Raw genomic sequence first — 19,106 nt, forward strand, 5'->3', positions numbered from 1 at the left:
CCGCATGCCCGGCATCACCTTCGAAGACTTCACCCCCGGGATGGTGATCGACGGTGGCTCTTTGACGGTCACCGAGGCCGAGATCGTCGCTTTCTCGGCGGAATTCGATCCGCAGCCGTTCCATCTCGATGCCGAGGCGGCCCAGGCGACGTTCGTGGGTCGGCTGATCGGCTCTGGATGGCAGACCGCCGGGTTCGGCATGCGGCTCCTTCAGCGGCATGCGTTCGGCGGGGCGACCTCGATGGGCTCGCCCGGGATCGCCGAACTTCGCTGGCTCCGGCCTGTCCTGCCGGGGGATGCCCTCAGCATATCGGTTCGCGTCGAGTCGTGCCGGGCATCCAACACCAAGCCGGATCGCGGCTTCGTCGTCTTTGCGATGACCATCCTGAACCAGGATGGCGAGCCGGTGATGACCCAGAACTTCACGGTGATGTTTGCCCGTCGCGGAGCGACACCGCTGCCGCCACGCACGGTCGAAGCGCCGGACGACGCACCTCTCATCGAGTCCGCTGACGCCGAACCCTTGTGCTTCCTGGAAACGGCGCCCCTTGGCGCGGCCCGGGAACTTGGGGCGCATCGGTTCACGCCGGAGGCCGTCATGGCCTTTGCCCGGACCTACGACCCGCAAGCCTTCCACCTCGACCCCGAGGCGGCCCGGCAGACGCATTTCGGGGGGCTTTGCGCCTCCGGTTGGCATACGGCGGCCGCCTGGATGAAGCGTCTCCACATCACCCGTGGCCGCGACGTCGTCCATACCGCCCGCACCGGCCCGGTGCCGCAACTCGGGCCGTCCCCGGGGTTTCGCGATATGCGCTGGCTCGCGCCGGTCTATGCCGGCGACACGATCCGCTACACCTGCACCCTGGTGGACAAGCGGGCCACCGCCTCACGACCGGGCTGGGGGCTCGCGACCCACCAGAACGTCGGCGTAAACCAGCGCGGTGAAACGGTTTTTTCCTTCACCGGCTCGGTTTTCTGGCAGTGGGCGCCTGGGGCGTGACGCCTCAGGCGGCCTTGCGGCGCTCCGGATAGAGCGACAGCAGGCCCTCGGAATCGGCCGACGCGACGCCGCGCTCGGTGATGATCCCGGTGACGAGGCGGCCCGGCGTCACGTCGAAGGCCGGATTGGCGACCGGGCTTCCGGGCGAGACCACTTCGATGGTGCCGAAGCCGCCATCGGCCAGACGGCCCGTCAGGTGGGTGACCTCGCGACCATCGCGTTCCTCGATCGGGATCTCCCGCACGCCGTCATCGAGGGTCCAGTCGATCGTCGAGAAGGGCAGAGCCGCGTAGAACGGCACGTGATTGTCGCTGGCGGCGAGCGCCTTCAAGTACGTGCCGATCTTGTTGCAGACGTCGCCCGATGAGGTCGTGCGATCCGAACCGACGATGCAGATGTCGATCGCGCCGTGCTGCATCAGATGCCCGCCGGCATTGTCGGCGATGACGGTATGCGGGACGCCGTGACCGTTGAGTTCGAAGGCGGTGAGCGCCGCACCTTGGTTGCGGGGGCGGGTTTCGTCGACGAAGACATGGATCGGCACGCCGGCATCGTGCGCCACATAGATCGGCGCCAGAGCGGTGCCCCAATCCACCGTCGCGAGCCAGCCCGCGTTGCAATGGGTCAACACGTTGATCGGCCTGCCTTTTTCGCGATGCAGATCGCTCAGGATCACGGCGCCGTGCACCCCGATGGCGTGGCAGCTCGCGACATCTTCCTCCGCGATGCGCCCGGCTTCGGCATAGGCGAAGGCGGCGCGGTCGGCTTCCGGCACGGTGCGGAGCTTGGCGGCGACCCGGTCGAGGGCCCAGCGAAGGTTGATCGCGGTGGGGCGGGTCGCGGCGAGACGGTCGACGGCATGGTCGAGGCCTGCCTCGGTGGCGTCGGCCCGCAAGCCGAGGGCGAGACCGTAGGCGGCGGTGACGCCGATCAGCGGCGCGCCGCGCACCACCATGGTGCGGATCGCCACGGCGGCATCGTCCAGGGTCGCTAAGGTCTTGAGCTCAAAAGCGAAAGGCAGGCGGGTCTGATCGATCACCGCCACGGAGGCGGCGTCCTCGGCGGGGAAGATGGTGCGGTAGGGCTTGCCGTCGATCTTCATGCAGCGTGTCCGGGTGCGGGTGGGCCGGGCCGAGCCGCCCTATCGAGAGAGGCGGGCGACGGAGGTTCACGAGGAATCCGTCGCCTGTATACCAGCGCCTTTCAGGGGCGTGGTATACATGAGCGTCGCGTCGCGGTCGCGGGGTCTACGCCGCCCGCGCGAGCAGCTTCGCTTTCTCCTGGGCAAAGGCCCAATCGAGCCACGGCGTCAGGGCCTCGAGATCCGAGCGCTCGACCGTGCCGCCGCACCAGATCCGCAAGCCGGCGGGGGCGTCGCGATAGGCGCCGATGTCGTACGCGATGCCGTCCCGGTCGAGGGTGTCGGCGATGCCCTTGGCGACGGCGCCGACGGCGGCATCACCGAGCGCCAGCACGTCGGGATCGGCGATGACGAGGCAGACGCCCGTGTTGCTGTAGGTGCCGGCATCGGCCGCGAGGTGGTCGATCCAGGGCGTGCGTGCCACCCAGTCGTGGATGATTCGGGCATTGGCGTCGGCCCGGGCATGCAGCGCCGGGAGGCCGCCGATTCGCTCGGCCCATTTCAGGGTGTCGAGATAATCCTCGACCGCCAGCATCGAGGGCGTGTTGATGGTGTCGCCCTTGAAGATGCCCTCGATGAGCTTGCCGTCCTTGGCCAGGCGGAACACCTTCGGCACGGGCCAGGCCGGGACGTTGCCCTCGATGCGGGCGACGGCGCGGGGGGAGAGCACGATCATGCCGTGCGCGGCCTCGCCGCCCATAACCTTCTGCCAGGAGAAGGTGACGACATCGAGCTTGGCCCAGTCGAGCGGCATCGCGAAGGCCGCCGAGGTGGCGTCGCAGATGGTGATGCCCTCGCGGTCGGCGGCGATCCAGTCGCCGTTCGGCACGCGAACGCCGGCGGCGGTGCCGTTCCAGGTGAAGATGACGTCGTTGTGCCGCGTATCCACCGCCGACAGGTCGGGCAGGATTCCGTAGGCGCCGACATGGACGCGCGGCGCGATCTTGAGTTCCTTCAGGGCGTCGGTGACCCATTCCAGGCCGAACGCCTCCCAGGCCACGACCTCGACGGTCTTCGGACCGAGCATCGACCACATCGCCATCTCCACGGCGCCGGTGTCGGAGGCCGGCACGATGCCGATCCGGTAATCGGCCGGCACCTGCAGCACGGTGCGGGTCAGGTCGATCGCCTCGGCGAGCTTGGCCTTGCCGACGGCCGAACGATGCGAGCGGCCGAGCGGCGCGTCCGAGAGGGCGTCGAGGCTCCAGCCGGGACGCTTGGTGCAGGGGCCGGAGGAGAAGTTCGGCACGCGGGGGCGCGTGGCGGGTCGGTTGGTCACGGACGTCATCCTTCCAGATGAGAGCTCCTAGGCGGGGAGGAGTGGCCCGGAGACGCCAATGGACCCGCGTCGCACCGGACGCAAGCGCTCGCCGGACCGCCGATGGGCGAACCGACACTCGACCAGGGCCGGGCGGCACCGCAGCGCCGGGGAGTGCCGGCGGCCCGGGCCGAGACGAGGCCGCCCCGACTTCGCGCCCGCCTCAAGGCTGTGCAGCCCGGTTGGGCAAGGTCGCGAAGATGCCGCCCGCCAGAAACGTGACAATTCCTAGAATGACGACGGTCTCGCGAAAGGCATGAACGTAACCCAGCGGCGTTTCGTCGAGCAGGAAGGCATTCATCAGCAGCGTTGCGATGGCGATTCCAAGGCTCATCGAAAAATACTGCATCGTCGATGCCATGGAAGACGCCATGGCGATATCGTGCTCACGAATATCGGTATAAATCAGCGTGTTCATCACGGTGTATTGAAGCCCTGTGAGGCAGCCGTAGAGAAACATGTAAACGGTGAGAACCAGGGCGCCCGTGCTTGGGCTCAATGCTGCGAATCCGCCGACCGATAAGGCCACGAGCGTCGTGTTCACCAGCAGGAACGGTTTGTATCCGTAGCGGACCAGCAGTCGATCAACCAACCGTTTGGCAACGATCGATCCGATCGCTTGCGGAACAAGCATCAGGCCCGCTTCCGCGGGCGACCATGCGCAACCGACCTGAAGGAAGATCACCTGTATCAAGAACAGGCCGGAGATTCCGAGCCGTGCGAGCAGGTTTCCCGCCATCGCGACCGCAACGCTGCGCACCCGGAACAGTGCGAGGTCGACCAGAGGATGCCGACAGTGTCGGCTGCAGGCGATGTAGATCGCGAACAGGACGATCGCGCCGGCCAAGCCGGTCACCCCTTGCCACCGGGACGCCACCACGGTCTCGGAGCCGTAGAGGAGCAGGACCGATCCCGCTCCGAAGAGAGCGAAGCCAAGGGTGTCGAACCGTTTCCACGCGACCGCCCGGACGTCGATCATGTGCCGATTGTTGACGATCAGCGCGAAGATCCCGATCGGGACATTGATGAAGAACACCATGCGCCAGGAGATGTACTGCGCCAGAAACCCGCCCGCGAACGGTCCGATCGTGGCTCCGACCAGTCCCACCGTCGCGACGGTGCTGATCGACGCGATCAGCCTCTTCGGATCAATGCTGCGGACCATGACATATCGGCCGACGGGAAGGAGGGCGGCGCCACCGATCCCCTGAAGGACCCGAGCGGCGACCAGCTGTGACACGCTCGTGGCGAGCCCGCAGAGAAGGGAGGCGGCGGTGAAGACGACGATCGCGCCGCCGAAGATGCGCTTCGTTCCGTAGCGCTCGCACAGCCACGGTGTCGCCGGAATACAGACGGCCAGCGTCAGAACATAGGCCGTGAGGACCGGATGCAGTTCCAGCGGGACGGTCGAAAACGCGGACGCGATGATCGGAATCGCGGCATTGACGATCGTGGCATCGACGGCCTGCATGAACGCGCCGGTCGATACGAGCAGGAGCAGCCAGAAACGGCGCTCGCTTTCCGGTCCTTCAGGCATCCCCACCTTGTCCTGCTCGATATGCGGAACCGACGGATGCGATGTCGTCCCGATTGGCGCGCCGTTGGGGTGGGAAACCCATCATGGAATCGGGGCCGCACAGTCGGTGAGGGCTATCCGACATCGAGAATCCGCGAGATCGGATTGCGCAGAGCGGTCCGGATGCATCGCCGTTCCGGCCATGCCTATAGGCTGAACTGTCATGTGTATAGCAGGTTTGCACGTGAGAAATAGCCCGCTCGAAGGGGGCGAGGATTGTCGTGTTCTCGACTCGGCCGCGTTCTATTGATCCTGGTTCAGCAATTCCGCGCGTATCCGTCCTGTTGTGCGCTCTGCCGCTCTCGGGTTCGTCCGGGTCGAGTCACAAACCAGACGCCTGATCAAAGATCGTCGACAATCGATCGTCGAACCAAGTGTCGGGTTTGTCTTTCGATGTTCTGTTTGATCATTTCTGGTGACAGCGTCACCGAAGGAAAGATCACGGCGTTAAGAATGCCTGCGCCGTTCGACAGGCGTGTGGAGATTGTGGCGATGGGCCTGCGCCAAACCTTCGTTCGATCCCGCTTGATCGCATGATCGATGCGCGCTCGGCATGGCTCGGATGCCGGACCCGCGCGGCAATTCCTGCGCGCATTCTCCAGCCGCGACGTTTGCCGCGCCCGCGAGGCGATACGGGCGCCGAAGCCCACGGTTCAAGCGGCCACAAACGCCAGACTATCGCCCAGACGGTACTTTCGGCGCCCGAGCCTCCACGGTCTTTTGTCGACCGTCACCAGCGTTTCACAAATGTTCGCTAGACAAATTCCATACCAAGATTTTCTTATAGACAAATCTATATCAGTATAAAATATTTTACGATCAGAAAATATCTCCAAACGCTGCACGCCATCCCCGGAAACAGAATAAAACTTGATCTGAGAAAGAGACTACAATGCTTCTTCGTATGTCTGGCGTGTCCGCACTTGTGCTGGCTGCTTCCTTCAGTCCGGCGCAAGCGCAAAGCTTGAACACGCTACCGCAGCGGGAGGGGGCCCAGGTGCTGAACGGCATCTTGAGCCTTCCGCGGAAGACCTATCTGGAGAGCTTGCAGCGCACGATCGAGTTCAATCGTAGCGCCAGCCCGGCGCGATTCGACAAGGCGGTGATCGATGCCAACAGCTACGATCTCCGCTTCTTCGGGACGAAGGCCGCCAATTTCCTGCAGGCGGTCCCGAGCGGCAGCCCGACCCCGGTCGGCAACGCGCTCGACTTCATCTCGAAGACCGCCAACGGCCGCGTCGGCGGTGATAGCGGCGTGCTCAAATTGTACTATGGAGCCATCAACACCTACGGCACGGTCTTCGGCCTGACTCAGCCGGGCGTTCCCAATTCCCAGGGCAATCCGAGGCCGTTCCAGGTCAGCAGCGAGATCAAGCTCGACCCGCGCTACGGCCTGGTTCAGAGCAGCAATTCGGCGGCCTTTCCCAGCGGACACTCGACCGCCGCCAACACCAACGCCCTCCTCTACGCGGTGATGGTACCGGAACTCTACCAGCGTTCGCCGCCAACACCAACGCCCTCCTCTACGCGGTGATGGTACCGGAACTCTACCAGCGTTCGTTGACGAAAGCGGCCGAGTTCAAGAACAGCCGCCTCGTGCTCGGCGTGCACTATGCCCTCGACGTCATCGGCGGCCGGATTCTCGCCTTCCAGGAAACCACGAAGCTCCTGAACAATACGCCCGGCTATCTGCAGCCCGGCGAAGATTTTGCGGCAACCGTCGCGCAATCTGCCCAGGCGCTGAACAGCTATATCCGGGCGCAATGCGGCCTCGGCGCCGGGGAGTGCGCCGCGCAGAGCCCGAACGAGTACAGCGACAAGGCGAAGAACAAGGCTTTCTACGAAAACACGCTGACCTATGGCCTGAGTCCGGTCGGCCCCACCGACCTCGCGCCGGTGGTCCCGGTGGGCGCCGAGGTCCTCCTGGCCACCCGTTTTCCCTATCTCAGCGCCGAACAGCGCCGCGACGTGCTCGCGACCACCGAACTCGCCTCGGGTCAACCCCTCGATGACGGCAGCGGCTGGGCCCGGCTGAACCTGTTTGCGGCCGCCGACGGATACGGTGCGTTCAACGGCCCGATCCGGGTCGTCATGGATGCGGCCAAGGGCGGGTTCTCGGCTTATGACAACTGGGGCAATGATATCGGCGGGTCCGGCTCATTGACCAAGGACGGCACCGGCACCCTCGCGCTGAGCGGCAACAACACCTACGCGGGTGGGACGACCGTCCTCGGGGGTACGCTCATCGGACAGGCCCGCGCCTTCGGTACGGGGACGATCACCGACAACGCCGTCGTCATCCTCGATCAGGCCGCGGATGCCACCATGGCCAACACCATCAACGGCACCGGCCGCCTGACCAAGATCAATGCCGGTCGGCTGACCCTCACCGGAAGCGGCACCCTTTCCGGTCCCCTCTCGGTGCTGGAAGGTGGTCTCGCGGTCAACGGATCGTTCGCGAACGCGCCCGTCATGGTCGGCTCCGGGGCGAGCCTCGGGGGCACGGGGACGATCGGGACCGTGACGGCGCTGTCGGGCGGTACCGTCGCGCCGGGCAATTCCATCGGGACTCTGTCCGTGGCCGGAAACGTCGCCTTCGCGGCCGGAGCCACCTATCAGGTCGAGGCCAATGCCGCCGGGCAGGCGGACCGGATCGCGGCCGGAGGTCAGGCGACGCTGTCGGGCGGCACCGTTCAGGTGCTGGCCGCCTCCGGTGCCTACAACCCCCGCACCACCTACACGATCCTCACCGCCGCGGGCGGCGTCTCGGGCCAGTTCGCCGGGGTGACCTCGAACCTCGCCTTCCTGACCCCGACCCTTCGTTACAGCCTGTCCGACGTCGACCTGACGCTCACCCGCAACGACGTGCCGTTCGCCGCGAGCGCCACCTCCCGCAACGGCATGGCGGTCGCCAACGCGATCCAGGCGGCCGGGACGGGCCGGATCTACGACGCTGCCGTAGGGTTCACCGCCTCGGAGGCCGCGGGCGGCTTCCGTGCCCTCGCGGGCGGCATCCATGCCAGCACCGTCTCCACCGCCTACGAGACCGCCTTCTTCGTGCGTGAAGCGGTCCTCGACCGCCTGCGCTGGGGCAATCCCGGCACCGGCCTGGATTACGGCACCCTGCCGTCCGCCTACACGGCCGATCTGCCGGGCCGCTCGCCGGCGGTGGCGAGCGTGCCCATGCGGATCCTGGACCCGCAGGTGGTCGGGCTCTGGGGCCAGGGCTTCGGCGCGTTCGGCAGCGCGAAGGGCGGCGGCAACGCCTTCGATATGAACCGGCAGATCGCCGGCTTCGCCACCGGTGCGGACCTGCAACTGCCGAGCGGCCTGCGCCTGGGCGTGGTTGGCGGCTACACCGAGGCCTACCTGGACAGCGCCGGACGAGCCGGCGGCACCAGGGACGCGGAGAGCGCCGCGCTCAAGAGCGGGTTCGGCGGCGTCTATGGCGGCTACGCGGTCGGCCCGCTTTCGCTGCGGCTGGGCGCGATCTATGCCGGCACCGACACGCGCACCCGACGGGCGGTGCCGTACGGGCTGTCGAGCACGCTGGGCGGCCACGGCGGCGGCTACACGGTCCAGGGTTTTGGCGAGATCGGCTGGAAGATTGCGCTGGGAGCGCCGATCGCGGCGGTGCTGGTGTCGAAGGATGGCGGGACCGGTGCCGGCGTGCCGCTGGTGGCGACCTATGTCGAGCCCTTCGTGGGCGGAGCCTATGTGGGCGTCCGGCGCGATGCCTTCGCGGAGACGGGCGGCGCGGCCGCACTGGCGGGCGCGGCGGCGGATTACGGCGTCGGCGCCACCACGGTGGGCGTGCGGGGACAGACGGGCCTGGATCTCGGGCTGGGCTTGCCGGTGACGGTGCGGGGTCTCGCGGGCTACCGGCGGGCGTTCGGGGACGTGGTGCCGAAGGCGCTGCTGACCTTCGCCACCGGTCCGGCCTTCCTCAGCGCGGGCGTGCCGATCGACCGGGACGCGTTCGTGGCCGAAGTCGGCCTGGACGTCGCGGTGGCACCGAATGCCAGCCTGGGCGTGGCCTATACCGGCCAGACTGGCAGCCGGGCTCAGGACCAGGCCGTCAAGGGGAACTTCGTCTGGCGCTTCTGATCCCCCGGCCCGACGCGGTTCGATCCGCGTCGGGTCCCGCCGCGGGCGGACGGGTCCGAGCGGGACGTCAGCCCTTCGCCGGCCGGAGCAGATCCGGCCGGCGCTCGCGTGTGAGGCGCAGGGCCTCGGCCTGACGCCAGCGGGCGATGGCGCCGTGGTTGCCCCCGGTCAGCACGTCGGGAATGGCCCGGCCCTCCCAGTCGCGGGGGCGGGTGTAGTGCGGATATTCGAGCTGCCCGGTCTCGAAGCTTTCCTCGACCCCCGAGGCGAGCTTGCCCATCACGCCGGGCAGCAGGCGCACGCAGGCATCGAGCACCACCAAGGCGGCGATCTCCCCGCCGGAGAGGATGTAGTCGCCGATCGACACCTCCTCCAGGCCGCGACCGGCGATGACCCGCTCGTCGACGCCCTCGAACCGGCCGCAGACGACGACGAGGCCGGGGCCTTCGCTCAAGGCCCGGACCCGTGCCTGGGTCAGCGGTCGCCCTCGGGGACTCATGAGCAGGCGCGGGCGCGGGTCGTCGGGTGGGGCGGCGGCGTCGATGGCCGATGCCAGCACGTCGCAGCGCAGCACCATGCCGGCGCCGCCCCCGGCCGGGGTGTCGTCCACCGCCCGGTGGCGCCCCAGGCCGTGCTCGCGGATGTCGCGCGCCTCCAGGCTCCAGGTGCCCCGCGCAAGCGCCTCGCCGGACAGGGACAGCCCGAGCGGACCGGGAAACATCTCCGGGTAGAGGGTGAGGATCGTGGCGGTCCAGGGTCGGCTGGACCCGGCGACGGGGGAGGGGACGGTCATGCCGCTTGATGGCGCGCGGAGATGCGCCCGGTCAACGTGGCACCGAACCGTTCGGGGTGGGTTGTCCCGCCATGGTCCTGTCCGGCATTGCCCATCTCCGCTCTCCCCTCGTCCGATCGCTCGCCCTGGCGGCGGCGCTCTCCGGGGCCGGCGTGATCACACCGGATACGACGCAGGCGGCCGAACCGCTGGCGCCGCCCGGCGCGCCCGCGACCGCGTTTCCCAAGCCCGACCGGCCCGTCGCCGAGATCGTGGCGCCGCTCTGGGCCTCCGAATCGCAGCGCGATTCGGTCGACGAGGTCGGGCAGGTGATGCGGCTGATGGGCATCGCCCCGGGCCAGGGCGTCGGCGATATCGGGGCGGGCAGCGGCTATTACACGGTGCGGATGGCCGAGCGGGTCGGCCCCCAGGGGCAGGTCTATGCCGAGGATGTCACGCCACGCTACCTGGCGGGGCTCGAGACCCGGATCGCCAAGAGCGCCCTGACCAACGTGACGGTTGTGCGCGGCGAGCCGCACGATCCGCGCCTGCCGGCGGGCTCCCTCGATGCCGCCGTGCTGGTCCACATGTATCACGAGATCGCCCAGCCCTTTGGCCTGTTGCACAATCTCGGCCCCATGATGAAGCCGGGTGGAAAGGTCGGCATCGTCGATGCGGACGACGTTCCCGCGCGCCATGGAACGCCGCCGAAACTGCTGGCCTGCGAACTGGCCGCCGCCGGATACCGCCAGACCGGGTTTTCCGTGCTCGAGGGCGGCGTCGGCTACCTCGCGATCTTCGCGGCGCCGCGACCCGAGGACAGGCCGGACCCGGCGTCGATCCGGCCCTGCCGGGATGAGACCACGCGCGCGGGCCGGCGATAGCGCGGGGCCTGGAGCGCGGTTCGGGCGATCCCCGGGCGACGATCCCCCGGACGCTGGTACGGCGCGACGCGGGGAAGGGTGTCGTGAGACACGCTGAGGTTGTCGTTACCAAAAGGGGTGGTGGGCCGGCCTGAGCGCAGGCTGGAATCGTTCTGTGCGTGGTATCGCCTTCTGGGCTTTACAACCAGGGGATGATTCCGACGATGCGCCTGGTGGCCGGCTTTTGGCGTCGTCTCGATGCGACCAGCGCCTGGATCGGCCTCGGCATTCTCGCGCCCCTCGGCATGCTCGTCGTTTCCGGGACGATGCTGCTCAACCTGCGCGACGACGCGTGGGAGAAGGCGCAGCAGACGTCGCGCAACCTGCTTCAGGTGATCGAGCGCGACATTGCCCGCAACATCGAGGTGATCGACCTGGCCCTGCGCGGCGCGGTCGAGAACCTGTCGGCGCCGGGCTTTGCCGCCCTCGGCCCGGAGCTGCGCCAGCTCATCCTGTTCGACCGCGCGGTCACCACCCGCGACATGGGCGTGATCCTGGTGATCGACGAGGCCGGCAACACCCTCTACGACGCCAACGCCGTGCCGGCGCGCCAACTCAACAACGCCGATCGCTCCTATTTCCGCATCCATCGCGACCATCCCGATATCGGGCTCGACATCAGCGAGCCGGTGATCTCCCGGTTCCTCGGCGTTCCGGTGGTGGTGCTGAGCCGACGGATCGCCAAGCCGGACGGCAGCTTCGGCGGCGTGGTGCAGGCCTCCCTGAAGCTCACCTATTTCAGCAGCCTGTTCGAAAACCTCGCGCTCGGGACCAAGGGGGCGATCAACCTCTACCGGGCGGACGGCACGCGCCTGGTGCGGTATCCCCCCTGGGACGGAACGCTGGGGAAGAGCGTCGCCGATTCGCCCGTCTTCCAGCACCTCGTCCGCGTCGGGCACGGCAGCTTCGTCGGCCCCACGATCCAGAACACGGGGTCGCGGCTCCACACCTTCATGCGGATCGGCGACCTGCCCCTCATCCTCGACGTGACCCTGGCGCCCGAGGAGATCGAGGCCGAGTGGCGCGGGCGGGCGGCGGTGCTGGGCGGCGTGCTGCTGATCCTGTGTGGGCTCACCGCCGGTCTGTCGCTGCTGTTCGGGCGCGAATTGCGGCGGCGCGCCCGGATGCAGGAGGAACTGGTCCGCCTGTCGCGCACCGACGCCCTGACTGGATTGCCGAACCGACGCCGGTTTGAAGAGGCCTTGGCGGGGATCGGTGGAGTGGGGATCGGAGAGTCAGCGATCGGTGAGGCCCGGGCGGCGGGATCGCTGTCGCCGTTCCCCCTGTCGCTCCTGGTCATCGATGCCGACCACTTCAAGGCGCTCAACGACCGCTATGGCCACGCCGTCGGCGACGAGGTGCTGAAAGGCCTCGCGCGCTGCCTCGAAGCCAGCGTCGCCCGCGCCGGCGACCTCGTGTGCCGGGTCGGCGGCGAGGAATTCGTGGTGCTGCTTCCCGGAAGCGACGGTCTGGGCGCCGCCCGTGTCGCGGCCCGCATCCACGCGGCGGTCGGCCGCCTCGATCTCGCCGTCTCGGGCATCGCGGCGGGCACGCTGACGGTCAGCATCGGCGTGGCGAGCAGCGACGACGTCGAACCGGGGATGTGGTCGCTGAGCGACCTCTATCGTGCCGCGGATGCCGCCCTCTACGCGGCCAAGGCGGACGGGCGGAACCAGACCCGCCACGCCGACCCTTCGGGCGGGTCCGCTGCTTCGGATGACGCGGCATTTTTCGAGCGGCGCACTTCGACGATGCTGTCCGACCCGGACGGAGCGCCGGCGTCCGGGTCCGTCGCCCGCGACCGGTCGAGGGAGGAGGGTCCGTTCTCCGGTGGTTCGGGCTAAGGTGACGCTGTCGCGGCGCTGCCCACGGCCTCCCACGCCTCCGGGACCGATGTGCTTACGCACGGTGCTCGCGAGACCAACCAAGCCGCGCTTCGACTTCGACATCTACGATCGGGCTGTATTGCGGGGCGACGAGGGCGTGGTGTTCGACACCGGTCAGGACGCGGCGCACTACGCCAAGCAGCGCCTGCCGGCGATCACGCCTGCCCACGCGATGCCCCGGGGACGGCGAACGTCGGGCCTTCACCGTTTCGGTGACGAACGCGGCGTGTCACCCGGTCCGTTCGGCCTCCCTGTCGTATGGGGGACGCTGGCCGATCCGATGATCCTCCCCGAGCGTCACCGGATCGGCAGTTCCCGCCAAACGAGGTCCTCAGACGGGTTCTTCGGGCGGGCGCGGCTGGGCCGGAGCGAACAGGTCCTCCGGCGGGTCGATCACCACGCGGCCCCCGGCGATGTCGAGGTCCGGCACGAAGGCCTTGGTGAAGGGCAGGAGGGCTGTGGCGCCGCCCTGGGCCGGCTTGATTTCGAGAAGGTCGCCGCCGCCGTAATTCGGCACGTCCGCGACGGTGCCCAGCACCGTGCCCTGCGTGTCGACCACGTCGAGGCCGACGAGATCGGCGGTGAAGAACTCGTCCTCCTCCGCCACGGTGCCGAGGCGTTCGCGCGGCAGGTACAGGGCGAGGCGGTTGAGACCCTCCGCCCCGGTGCGGTCGCCGACGCCCTTGACGCGCGCGACCAGGAGGTCGGGGGAGGCACCGCCGGCCTGCCGGACATCGGTGAGCTCGATGCGGCGGCCATCGGCACCGATCAGCGGCCCGTAGGACGCGATGGCCTGCGGGTCGCCGGTGTAGGATTTCAGCCGGACCTCGCCGTTGAGCCCGTGCGCCCGCCCGAACTCGCCCATCTGGACGAGGCTCGGGTCGGTGGGCGGCAGAGGCGCGTCGACCTCCGCCTTGGGCCGGTGGGGCGAGGTGGCCGCCTCGCTGCCGATGCGGCCGGGCCGCGCACGGCGGCCGCCGTCACCGTGGGTCGATAGGCCTCCGGGACGACGCGCCATGCGAGGGACCTCAGGCCGCGGCGTCTTCGGCCGGGGCAGCGGCCTTCTCGGCGCGCTTGGCGGCGCGCTCCTTGGCCTTCTCGCCCGGCTCGGCCTTCTGCGGGTTGTTGCGCGCGGGGCGCTTGGCGAGGCCGGCGGCGTCGAGGAAGCGCAGGACGCGGTCGGTCGGCTGGGCGCCCTTGGCGAGCCAGGCCTGGATCTTGTCGGCTTCGAGGACGATGCGGGCCGGATCGTCCTTGGCTTTCATCGGGTCGTAGACGCCGACCTTGTCGATGAAGCGGCCGTCGCGCGGGGCGCGGGCGTCGGCGACGACGATGCGGTAGTACGGGCGCTTCTTGGCGCCGCCACGGGTCAGGCGGATCTTGAGGGACATTTATTTCTCCTGATGAGGGGGTGTTGCGTGTGTCGGATGAGGCGTCCGGTGGGCAGAGAGGAGCGGAGAAGACGCAGGTCCCTTCGCTCGTCGCTGCGCACCGGCGCCCCGGTGCTACTTCTTCTTCCCGAACGGGAAGCCGCCGAGGCCCGGAAGCCCCTTCGGCCCGCCGAGGCCTGGCAGGCCCGGCATCTTGCCCCCGAGGCCCGGAGGCATGGGGGGGAGCTTGCCGCCGAGCTGCTTCTGCATGTCGGCGATCATCTCCGGCGTGGGCTCCGCCATGCCGGGGGGCAGGCCGGGCATACCGCCCATTCCACCGCCGCCGCCCATGCCGAACATCGAGCCCAGCGCCTGGCCGATGCCGCGCTTGCCCGAGCCCATCGCCTTCATCATGTCGGCCATGGTCCGGTGCATCTTGAGGAGCTTGTTCAGCTCCTCCACCTTCGTCCCCGAACCCGCCGCGATGCGCTTTTTGCGGGAATTCTTGAGGAGGTCGGGATTCTTGCGCTCCTGCGCGGTCATCGACGAGATGATGGCTCGCTGGCGCTTGAACATGTTCTCGTCGAGGTTGGCGCTCTCGACCTGCTTCTTCATCTGGCCCATGCCCGGAAGCATGCCCATCAGGCCGCCGATGCCGCCCATCTTCTCCATCTGGGCGAGCTGCATCGACAGGTCGTCGAGGTCGAACTTGCCCTTGCGCATCTTCTCCGCGGTGCGGAGCGCCTGCTCGTGGTCGATGGTCTCGGCCGCCTTCTCGACCAGCGAGACGATGTCGCCCATGCCGAGGATGCGGTTGGCGACGCGGGAGGGATGGAATTCCTCCAGGGCGTCGACCTTCTCGCCGGTGCCGACGAGCTTGATCGGCTTGCCGGTGACGGCGCGCATCGACAGGGCCGCGCCGCCGCGCGAATCGCCGTCCATGCGGGTCAGCACGATGCCGGTGACGCCCAGGCGCTCGTCGAAGGCGCGGGCGGTGTTGACCGCGTCCTGGCCGGTGAGCGCGTCGGCGACCAGCAGCACCTCGTGCGGGTTGGTCGCGGCGTTGACCTCGGCCGCCTCCGCCATCAGCGCCTCGTCGAGGGTGATGCGGCCGGCGGTGTCGAGCATCACCACGTCGAAGCCGCCAAGGCGGGCGGCGTCCATGGCGCGCTTGGCGATCTGCACGGCCGACTGGCCGGCGACGATCGGCAGGCTCTCGACCTCGACCTGCTTGGCCAGGATCGCAAGCTGCTCCATGGCGGCCGGGCGACGGGTGTCGAGAGAGGCGAGCAGAACCTTGCGCTTGTCGCGGGCGACGAGGCGGCGGGCGATCTTGGCCGTGGTGGTGGTCTTGCCCGAGCCCTGCAGGCCGACCATCAGGATGGCGACGGGGGCGGGGGCGTTGAGATCGATGATGCCGGCTTCCGAGCCGAGCATCGCCACCAGCTCGTCGTTGACGATCTTGACGACCATCTGGCCGGGCGTGACCGACTTCAGCACGACGGCGCCGACGGCCTTCTCGCGCACCTTCTCGGTGAAGCCGCGCACCACCTCGAGGGCGACGTCGGCCTCCAGCAAGGCGCGGCGGACCTCACGCAAAGCCGCGGTGACGTCGGCTTCGGTGAGGGCGCCGCGGCGCGTCAGGCCGGAGAGAATTCCGGAGAGGCGATCGGACAGGCCTTCGAACATGCGTCAGGCTCCCTGAACCGGCATCGTCTGCATCGACGGAGCGATCACTGATTGACGCCCGCGCTCTCGGCCCGCCGCGCCTGCAGCGCGTCCTCGAAGCTGCGGATCGCCTTGGCGAACTTGTCGCGGCATTCCGGATTGCAGAAGCCCACCACGGCGCCGTTGTAGAGGGTGAGCGAATCCGCCGCGATCGGCTTGCCCGACCACGGGCAGGTATCGTTCACCGCATCCTCGATGCGCAGGGGCGTCTTCGCGGGGGCGTTGGGCATCGGGACTCGACGACGACGTGTGAACCGGAACCGACGCCCTGTTCTCCAACGCGAAACCCGCCCGAGGGCGCATCGCGCTGTCGGGCGTTGACCTCCGGCCTCACAGGGCCGGTCGGCGTTCGTGTTGACGATCAAACCGTCGCATGAATGCGATGGCGGTTAATCCGATGAGGGGGTGAAGTCAAGTTTTGCGGGTCGCGGATGCCTTTCCGTTTGACATCGTCCCACCCGTTCAACGGGAATGTCCTGCGGATGCGTCCTGACATTGTGCGGGGCCGTCTCGGCGTAAGAGGAGGTCCGGTGGCGATAGTCCAGGTTCGCAGGGCGACGTCCGGTGATGCGGACGCGATGGGGCGCCTGCACGTTGCGTCGTGGCGTGAGACCTACGCGGGGCATCTCCCCGATGCGATGCTGGCAGCCCTCTCGGTCGCGTCGCGCATCGCGATGTGGCGCACGATTCTCGACGGCATGGAGACGAACGGCGTAGTCGCCGTCCTCGTTGCGGAGGATCGAGGCGAAGTCGTTGCCCTCGCGTCGTGCTGCTGCCAGCGCGATGCCGAGTTGCGGGCTGGCGGCTTCGATGGCGAGGTCAGCGCCCTCTATCTCCGCCGATCACACCAGCGTTCCGGGCTCGGCCGCGCTCTGATGCGCAGAATGGGCATGGCGCTGGCGGACCAGGGCTTCAAGGCCGCTACGGTCTGGGTTCTGCAGGACAACAGCGGTGCCCGCGCTTTCTATGAGCGCCTGGGTGGTGAACGCGTGGCCGAGACGATGGACACGGAGGAAGGGGTATCGCTGACCGAGTTGGCCTATGGCTGGCGCGATCTGTCCGGGATGATCGGGGCCGACCCGGGCGTGGCAAAGTAGCGTCAGCCGTGTTGCGCCGGTTGGCGACGGCGCCGGCAGCACAGGATTTCGAAGAAACTCCGATCACGGAGCCCCCACATGGGCGCCCACACCCTGACCCTGCTGCTGTTCCTCTGCGGCGCTCGCGCACTGGATCTCGGAACCCTGTGGCCAGCCCGTCGCATGCCCTGAGCCGGGCCGAGCCGCCTACGACGGCGCCGTCGGGAGACCCGGGAGGGCGGTGAGCGACGGGTCCGAAAACGCCATCGCCTTGAACAGGCTGCCCATGCCGCGCCGGGAGGGGTCGATCAGGCGGGCCACCGCTGCCGTGATCGCATCGCGCTGGGCCGGGCTGGCGTCGCGGCTAAGGCGTTCGGCGCGCTCGCGCAGGCCCAGGGCGGCGAGAACGTCGCGCTGGTCGGCCGGGCCGTGCAGGGTCGCGCCCTCGGCGCGGGCGGCGCGGCCCAGGGCGGAAAAGTCCACATGGGTGGTCAGGTCGGCCTCGCCGGGCGTGGCGAGGGGCGGCACGAAACCGTGGCCGCGCATCGCCTGCAGCGAATCGCCGAACCCGGGCCGGACATGGCCGTAATCGATGATCAGGGCCGCGCCCCGGTCGGCGACGAGGCGATGGGCGAGGCTGCGCACGAGCTCGAGGGCGGCGCTCGGCAGGGTCATCAGCACCCCGTCCGGACCGGTCGCGGTGATGCGGGTGTCGGGCTCGGCGGCGAGGCCGAAGGCGAGGGCGGTCCCGTCCGGGGCGAGGCCCACGAGGCGCTCGAACCAGCCGCGCGCGGTGCGCTGGAACTGGCGCACGGGGAGCGCGTCGAAGAACTCGTTGGCGATGACGAGGGTCGGCGCGCGCGGGAGGGTATCGATGCTGTCGTGCCAGGTCGGCGCGGCGGCCGCGAGGCGTGTCGCCTGCGCTTCGCGCAGGACCGGGCTGGTCTCGACGAGGTGCAGGGCGGGGCGGAGTGTCGGGGCGGCGCGTGACAAGGCCCGGAGCGCGTCCTGCATCAGGGTGCCGCGCCCGGGGCCGAGTTCCACCAAAGCGAGATCGGGCGGCGCGCCCATCGCGCCCCAGGTCGCCGCGATCCAGATGCCGATCAGCTCGCCGAACATCTGGCTGATCTCGGGGGCGGTGATGAAGTCGCCACTCGCGCCGAGCGGGTCGCGGGTGCGGTAATAGCCGTAGACCGGATGGCCGAGGCAGAGGGTCATGTAGCGGTCGAGCCCGATCGGACCCGAGGCCAGGATCTCGTCGCGAATCGCGGCGAAGAGCGGACTCGTCACGCCGCGTCGGCCTTCGCCGGATTGGCGGCGCTGGCGGTGCTCGCGGGGGGCAGGTCCTCCACCGCGACACGCGGGCGGGTGGTGCCGCGCAACGCCATCACGATGGCGGCGAGCCCGACGAGCGCCATGGGGACACACAGCACCATCCCCATCGTGATACCGCCGGTGGACCAGTTCTCGGTGCCGAACAGGTAGCCGAGCTGGCGGTCCGGCTCGCGGAAGAACTCGCAGAAGGTCCGGGCCAGGGCATAGCCGAGGACGAAGATGCCGCCCATCAGGCCGGGCTTGCGGAAGCCGTAGGCGCGCACCGCCAGCGCCATCACGACGAACATCAGGGCGCCCTCGGTGGCGGCCTCGTAGAGCTGGCTCGGATGCCGGGGCAGGGGGCCGCCGGAGGGAAACACCACCGCGTAGGCGAAGTCCGGGGCGATGCGCCCCCACAATTCGCCGTTCACGAAATTGGCGATGCGGCCGAAGAACAGCCCGATCGGCACCACCACGCCGGCGATGTCGAGGAAGGTGAAGGGCTGGAGCTTGCGGGCGCGGGCGAACAGCAGCATCGCCAGTACGGCGCCGAGGAAACCGCCGTGGAAGGACATGCCGCCGTTGCGGATGGCCAGGATCTCGATGGGGTCGGAGAGGTAGAGCGGCAGGTTGTAGAACAGCACGTAGCCGATGCGCCCGCCGAGCACGACGCCGAGCGCCACCCAGACGATGAGATCGTCGATGTCGGTGAGAGTCGGGCGCCGCACCACGCCCCAGTAGCGGTCCGCCGCCACCAGCCGACGGGCGTAGTACCAGCCGCCGAGCAGGCCCACGATGTAGGCCAGCGCGTACCACTTGATGGTGATCGGCCCGATCGCCACCGCTACGGGATCGATGGCGGGGAAGGGCAGGGCGAGGAGCGGCGGCATGGCGA

The 19,106-nt window shown here is 68.7% G+C and carries 16 protein-coding genes; 6 read left to right on the forward strand and 10 right to left on the reverse strand.

From position 1 onward, the window contains the following. Positions 1 to 4: 4 nt before the first annotated feature. On the forward strand, positions 5 to 1,000 hold the full coding sequence (locus tag ACV7NL_RS09975) for a MaoC family dehydratase (RefSeq protein ID WP_463355561.1): 996 nt from the start codon (positions 5 to 7) through the stop codon (positions 998 to 1,000). Positions 1,001 to 1,004: 4 nt separating this feature from the next. On the opposite strand, the gene mtnA is transcribed toward ACV7NL_RS09975, so the two are convergent. From mtnA to ACV7NL_RS09990, 3 genes are all read right to left on the reverse strand, one after another. Further along, entirely contained in the window at positions 1,005 to 2,102 is a 1,098-nt protein-coding gene (mtnA, locus tag ACV7NL_RS09980; protein ID WP_463355562.1) for an S-methyl-5-thioribose-1-phosphate isomerase, read from the reverse strand. A 145-nt stretch (positions 2,103 to 2,247) separates the two neighbouring features. Further along, complete coding sequence (locus tag ACV7NL_RS09985; protein WP_463355563.1) at positions 2,248 to 3,420, reverse strand: phosphoserine transaminase; 1,173 nt, start codon at positions 3,418 to 3,420, stop codon at positions 2,248 to 2,250. Positions 3,421 to 3,622: 202 nt separating this feature from the next. After that, a complete protein-coding gene (locus tag ACV7NL_RS09990; RefSeq protein WP_463355564.1) occupies positions 3,623 to 4,996 on the reverse strand; it encodes an MFS transporter in 1,374 nt (457 codons plus the stop codon). Between the two features lie 1,036 nt (positions 4,997 to 6,032). Between ACV7NL_RS09990 and ACV7NL_RS09995 the strand changes: the two genes are divergently transcribed. Beyond that, positions 6,033 to 6,569, forward strand: coding sequence for a phosphatase PAP2 family protein (locus tag ACV7NL_RS09995; RefSeq protein ID WP_463355565.1), 537 nt, complete (start codon positions 6,033 to 6,035; stop codon positions 6,567 to 6,569). Between the two features lie 26 nt (positions 6,570 to 6,595). Further along, positions 6,596 to 9,142 carry an autotransporter family protein gene (locus tag ACV7NL_RS10000; RefSeq protein WP_463355566.1) on the forward strand — a complete coding sequence of 849 codons (2,547 nt, stop codon included), beginning with the start codon at positions 6,596 to 6,598 and terminating at the stop codon, positions 9,140 to 9,142. A 67-nt stretch (positions 9,143 to 9,209) separates the two neighbouring features. On the opposite strand, the gene trmD is transcribed toward ACV7NL_RS10000, so the two are convergent. Then, positions 9,210 to 9,935 (reverse strand): tRNA (guanosine(37)-N1)-methyltransferase TrmD, encoded by a 726-nt coding sequence (gene trmD / locus ACV7NL_RS10005; RefSeq protein WP_056478984.1) that lies wholly within the window; start codon positions 9,933 to 9,935, stop codon positions 9,210 to 9,212. A gap of 71 nt (positions 9,936 to 10,006) precedes the next feature. Here trmD and ACV7NL_RS10010 point away from each other — a divergent pair, with 71 nt between their 5' ends. After that, the gene (locus ACV7NL_RS10010; RefSeq protein ID WP_463355567.1) at positions 10,007 to 10,798 is read left to right on the forward strand and encodes a class I SAM-dependent methyltransferase; all 792 of its coding nucleotides are present in this window, start codon (positions 10,007 to 10,009) and stop codon (positions 10,796 to 10,798) included. A 203-nt stretch (positions 10,799 to 11,001) separates the two neighbouring features. Next, positions 11,002 to 12,681: a sensor domain-containing diguanylate cyclase gene (locus ACV7NL_RS10015; RefSeq protein WP_463355568.1), complete on the forward strand. Its 1,680-nt coding sequence runs from the start codon at positions 11,002 to 11,004 to the stop codon at positions 12,679 to 12,681. 373 nt (positions 12,682 to 13,054) lie between these two features. On the opposite strand, the gene rimM is transcribed toward ACV7NL_RS10015, so the two are convergent. From rimM to ACV7NL_RS10035, 4 genes are all read right to left on the reverse strand, one after another. Further along, entirely contained in the window at positions 13,055 to 13,741 is a 687-nt protein-coding gene (gene rimM, locus ACV7NL_RS10020) for a ribosome maturation factor RimM (RefSeq protein WP_056189560.1), read from the reverse strand. Between the two features lie 10 nt (positions 13,742 to 13,751). After that, positions 13,752 to 14,114, reverse strand: a complete 363-nt coding sequence (gene rpsP, locus ACV7NL_RS10025; RefSeq protein ID WP_055957770.1) for a 30S ribosomal protein S16 — start codon at positions 14,112 to 14,114, stop codon at positions 13,752 to 13,754. A 114-nt stretch (positions 14,115 to 14,228) separates the two neighbouring features. Beyond that, complete coding sequence (gene ffh / locus ACV7NL_RS10030) at positions 14,229 to 15,782, reverse strand: signal recognition particle protein (protein WP_463355569.1); 1,554 nt, start codon at positions 15,780 to 15,782, stop codon at positions 14,229 to 14,231. A 44-nt stretch (positions 15,783 to 15,826) separates the two neighbouring features. After that, complete coding sequence (locus tag ACV7NL_RS10035) at positions 15,827 to 16,051, reverse strand: glutathione S-transferase (protein WP_463355570.1); 225 nt, start codon at positions 16,049 to 16,051, stop codon at positions 15,827 to 15,829. 408 nt (positions 16,052 to 16,459) lie between these two features. Here ACV7NL_RS10035 and ACV7NL_RS10040 point away from each other — a divergent pair, with 408 nt between their 5' ends. After that, positions 16,460 to 16,918 carry an N-acetyltransferase family protein gene (locus ACV7NL_RS10040; RefSeq protein ID WP_463355571.1) on the forward strand — a complete coding sequence of 153 codons (459 nt, stop codon included), beginning with the start codon at positions 16,460 to 16,462 and terminating at the stop codon, positions 16,916 to 16,918. A gap of 186 nt (positions 16,919 to 17,104) precedes the next feature. On the opposite strand, the gene ACV7NL_RS10045 is transcribed toward ACV7NL_RS10040, so the two are convergent. After that, positions 17,105 to 18,187, reverse strand: a complete 1,083-nt coding sequence (locus ACV7NL_RS10045) for a class I SAM-dependent methyltransferase (protein ID WP_463355572.1) — start codon at positions 18,185 to 18,187, stop codon at positions 17,105 to 17,107. Then, positions 18,184 to 19,101, reverse strand: a complete 918-nt coding sequence (lgt, locus tag ACV7NL_RS10050) for a prolipoprotein diacylglyceryl transferase (protein ID WP_056189550.1) — start codon at positions 19,099 to 19,101, stop codon at positions 18,184 to 18,186. The genes ACV7NL_RS10045 and lgt overlap by 4 nt, the downstream gene beginning before the upstream one ends. Positions 19,102 to 19,106 lie beyond the last annotated feature (5 nt).

The sequence above is a fragment of the Methylobacterium sp. Ger2507 genome, assembly GCF_055231875.1.

Bases quoted from the DNA above. Each gene is read 5' to 3' on its own strand.
- ffh (WP_463355569.1), bottom strand. From the start codon at position 15,782: ATGTTCGAAGGCCTGTCCGATCGCCTCTCCGGAATTCTCTCCGGCCTG.
- ACV7NL_RS10010 (WP_463355567.1), top strand. From the start codon at position 10,007: ATGGTCCTGTCCGGCATTGCCCATCTCCGCTCTCCCCTCGTCCGATCG.
- ACV7NL_RS10015 (WP_463355568.1), top strand. From the start codon at position 11,002: ATGCGCCTGGTGGCCGGCTTTTGGCGTCGTCTCGATGCGACCAGCGCC.
- mtnA (WP_463355562.1), bottom strand. From the start codon at position 2,102: ATGAAGATCGACGGCAAGCCCTACCGCACCATCTTCCCCGCCGAGGAC.
- lgt (WP_056189550.1), bottom strand. From the start codon at position 19,101: ATGCCGCCGCTCCTCGCCCTGCCCTTCCCCGCCATCGATCCCGTAGCG.
- ACV7NL_RS09975 (WP_463355561.1), top strand. From the start codon at position 5: ATGCCCGGCATCACCTTCGAAGACTTCACCCCCGGGATGGTGATCGAC.
- ACV7NL_RS09990 (WP_463355564.1), bottom strand. From the start codon at position 4,996: ATGCCTGAAGGACCGGAAAGCGAGCGCCGTTTCTGGCTGCTCCTGCTC.
- rpsP (WP_055957770.1), bottom strand. From the start codon at position 14,114: ATGTCCCTCAAGATCCGCCTGACCCGTGGCGGCGCCAAGAAGCGCCCG.
- rimM (WP_056189560.1), bottom strand. From the start codon at position 13,741: ATGGCGCGTCGTCCCGGAGGCCTATCGACCCACGGTGACGGCGGCCGC.
- trmD (WP_056478984.1), bottom strand. From the start codon at position 9,935: ATGACCGTCCCCTCCCCCGTCGCCGGGTCCAGCCGACCCTGGACCGCC.
- ACV7NL_RS10040 (WP_463355571.1), top strand. From the start codon at position 16,460: ATGCTGGCAGCCCTCTCGGTCGCGTCGCGCATCGCGATGTGGCGCACG.
- ACV7NL_RS10035 (WP_463355570.1), bottom strand. From the start codon at position 16,051: ATGCCCAACGCCCCCGCGAAGACGCCCCTGCGCATCGAGGATGCGGTG.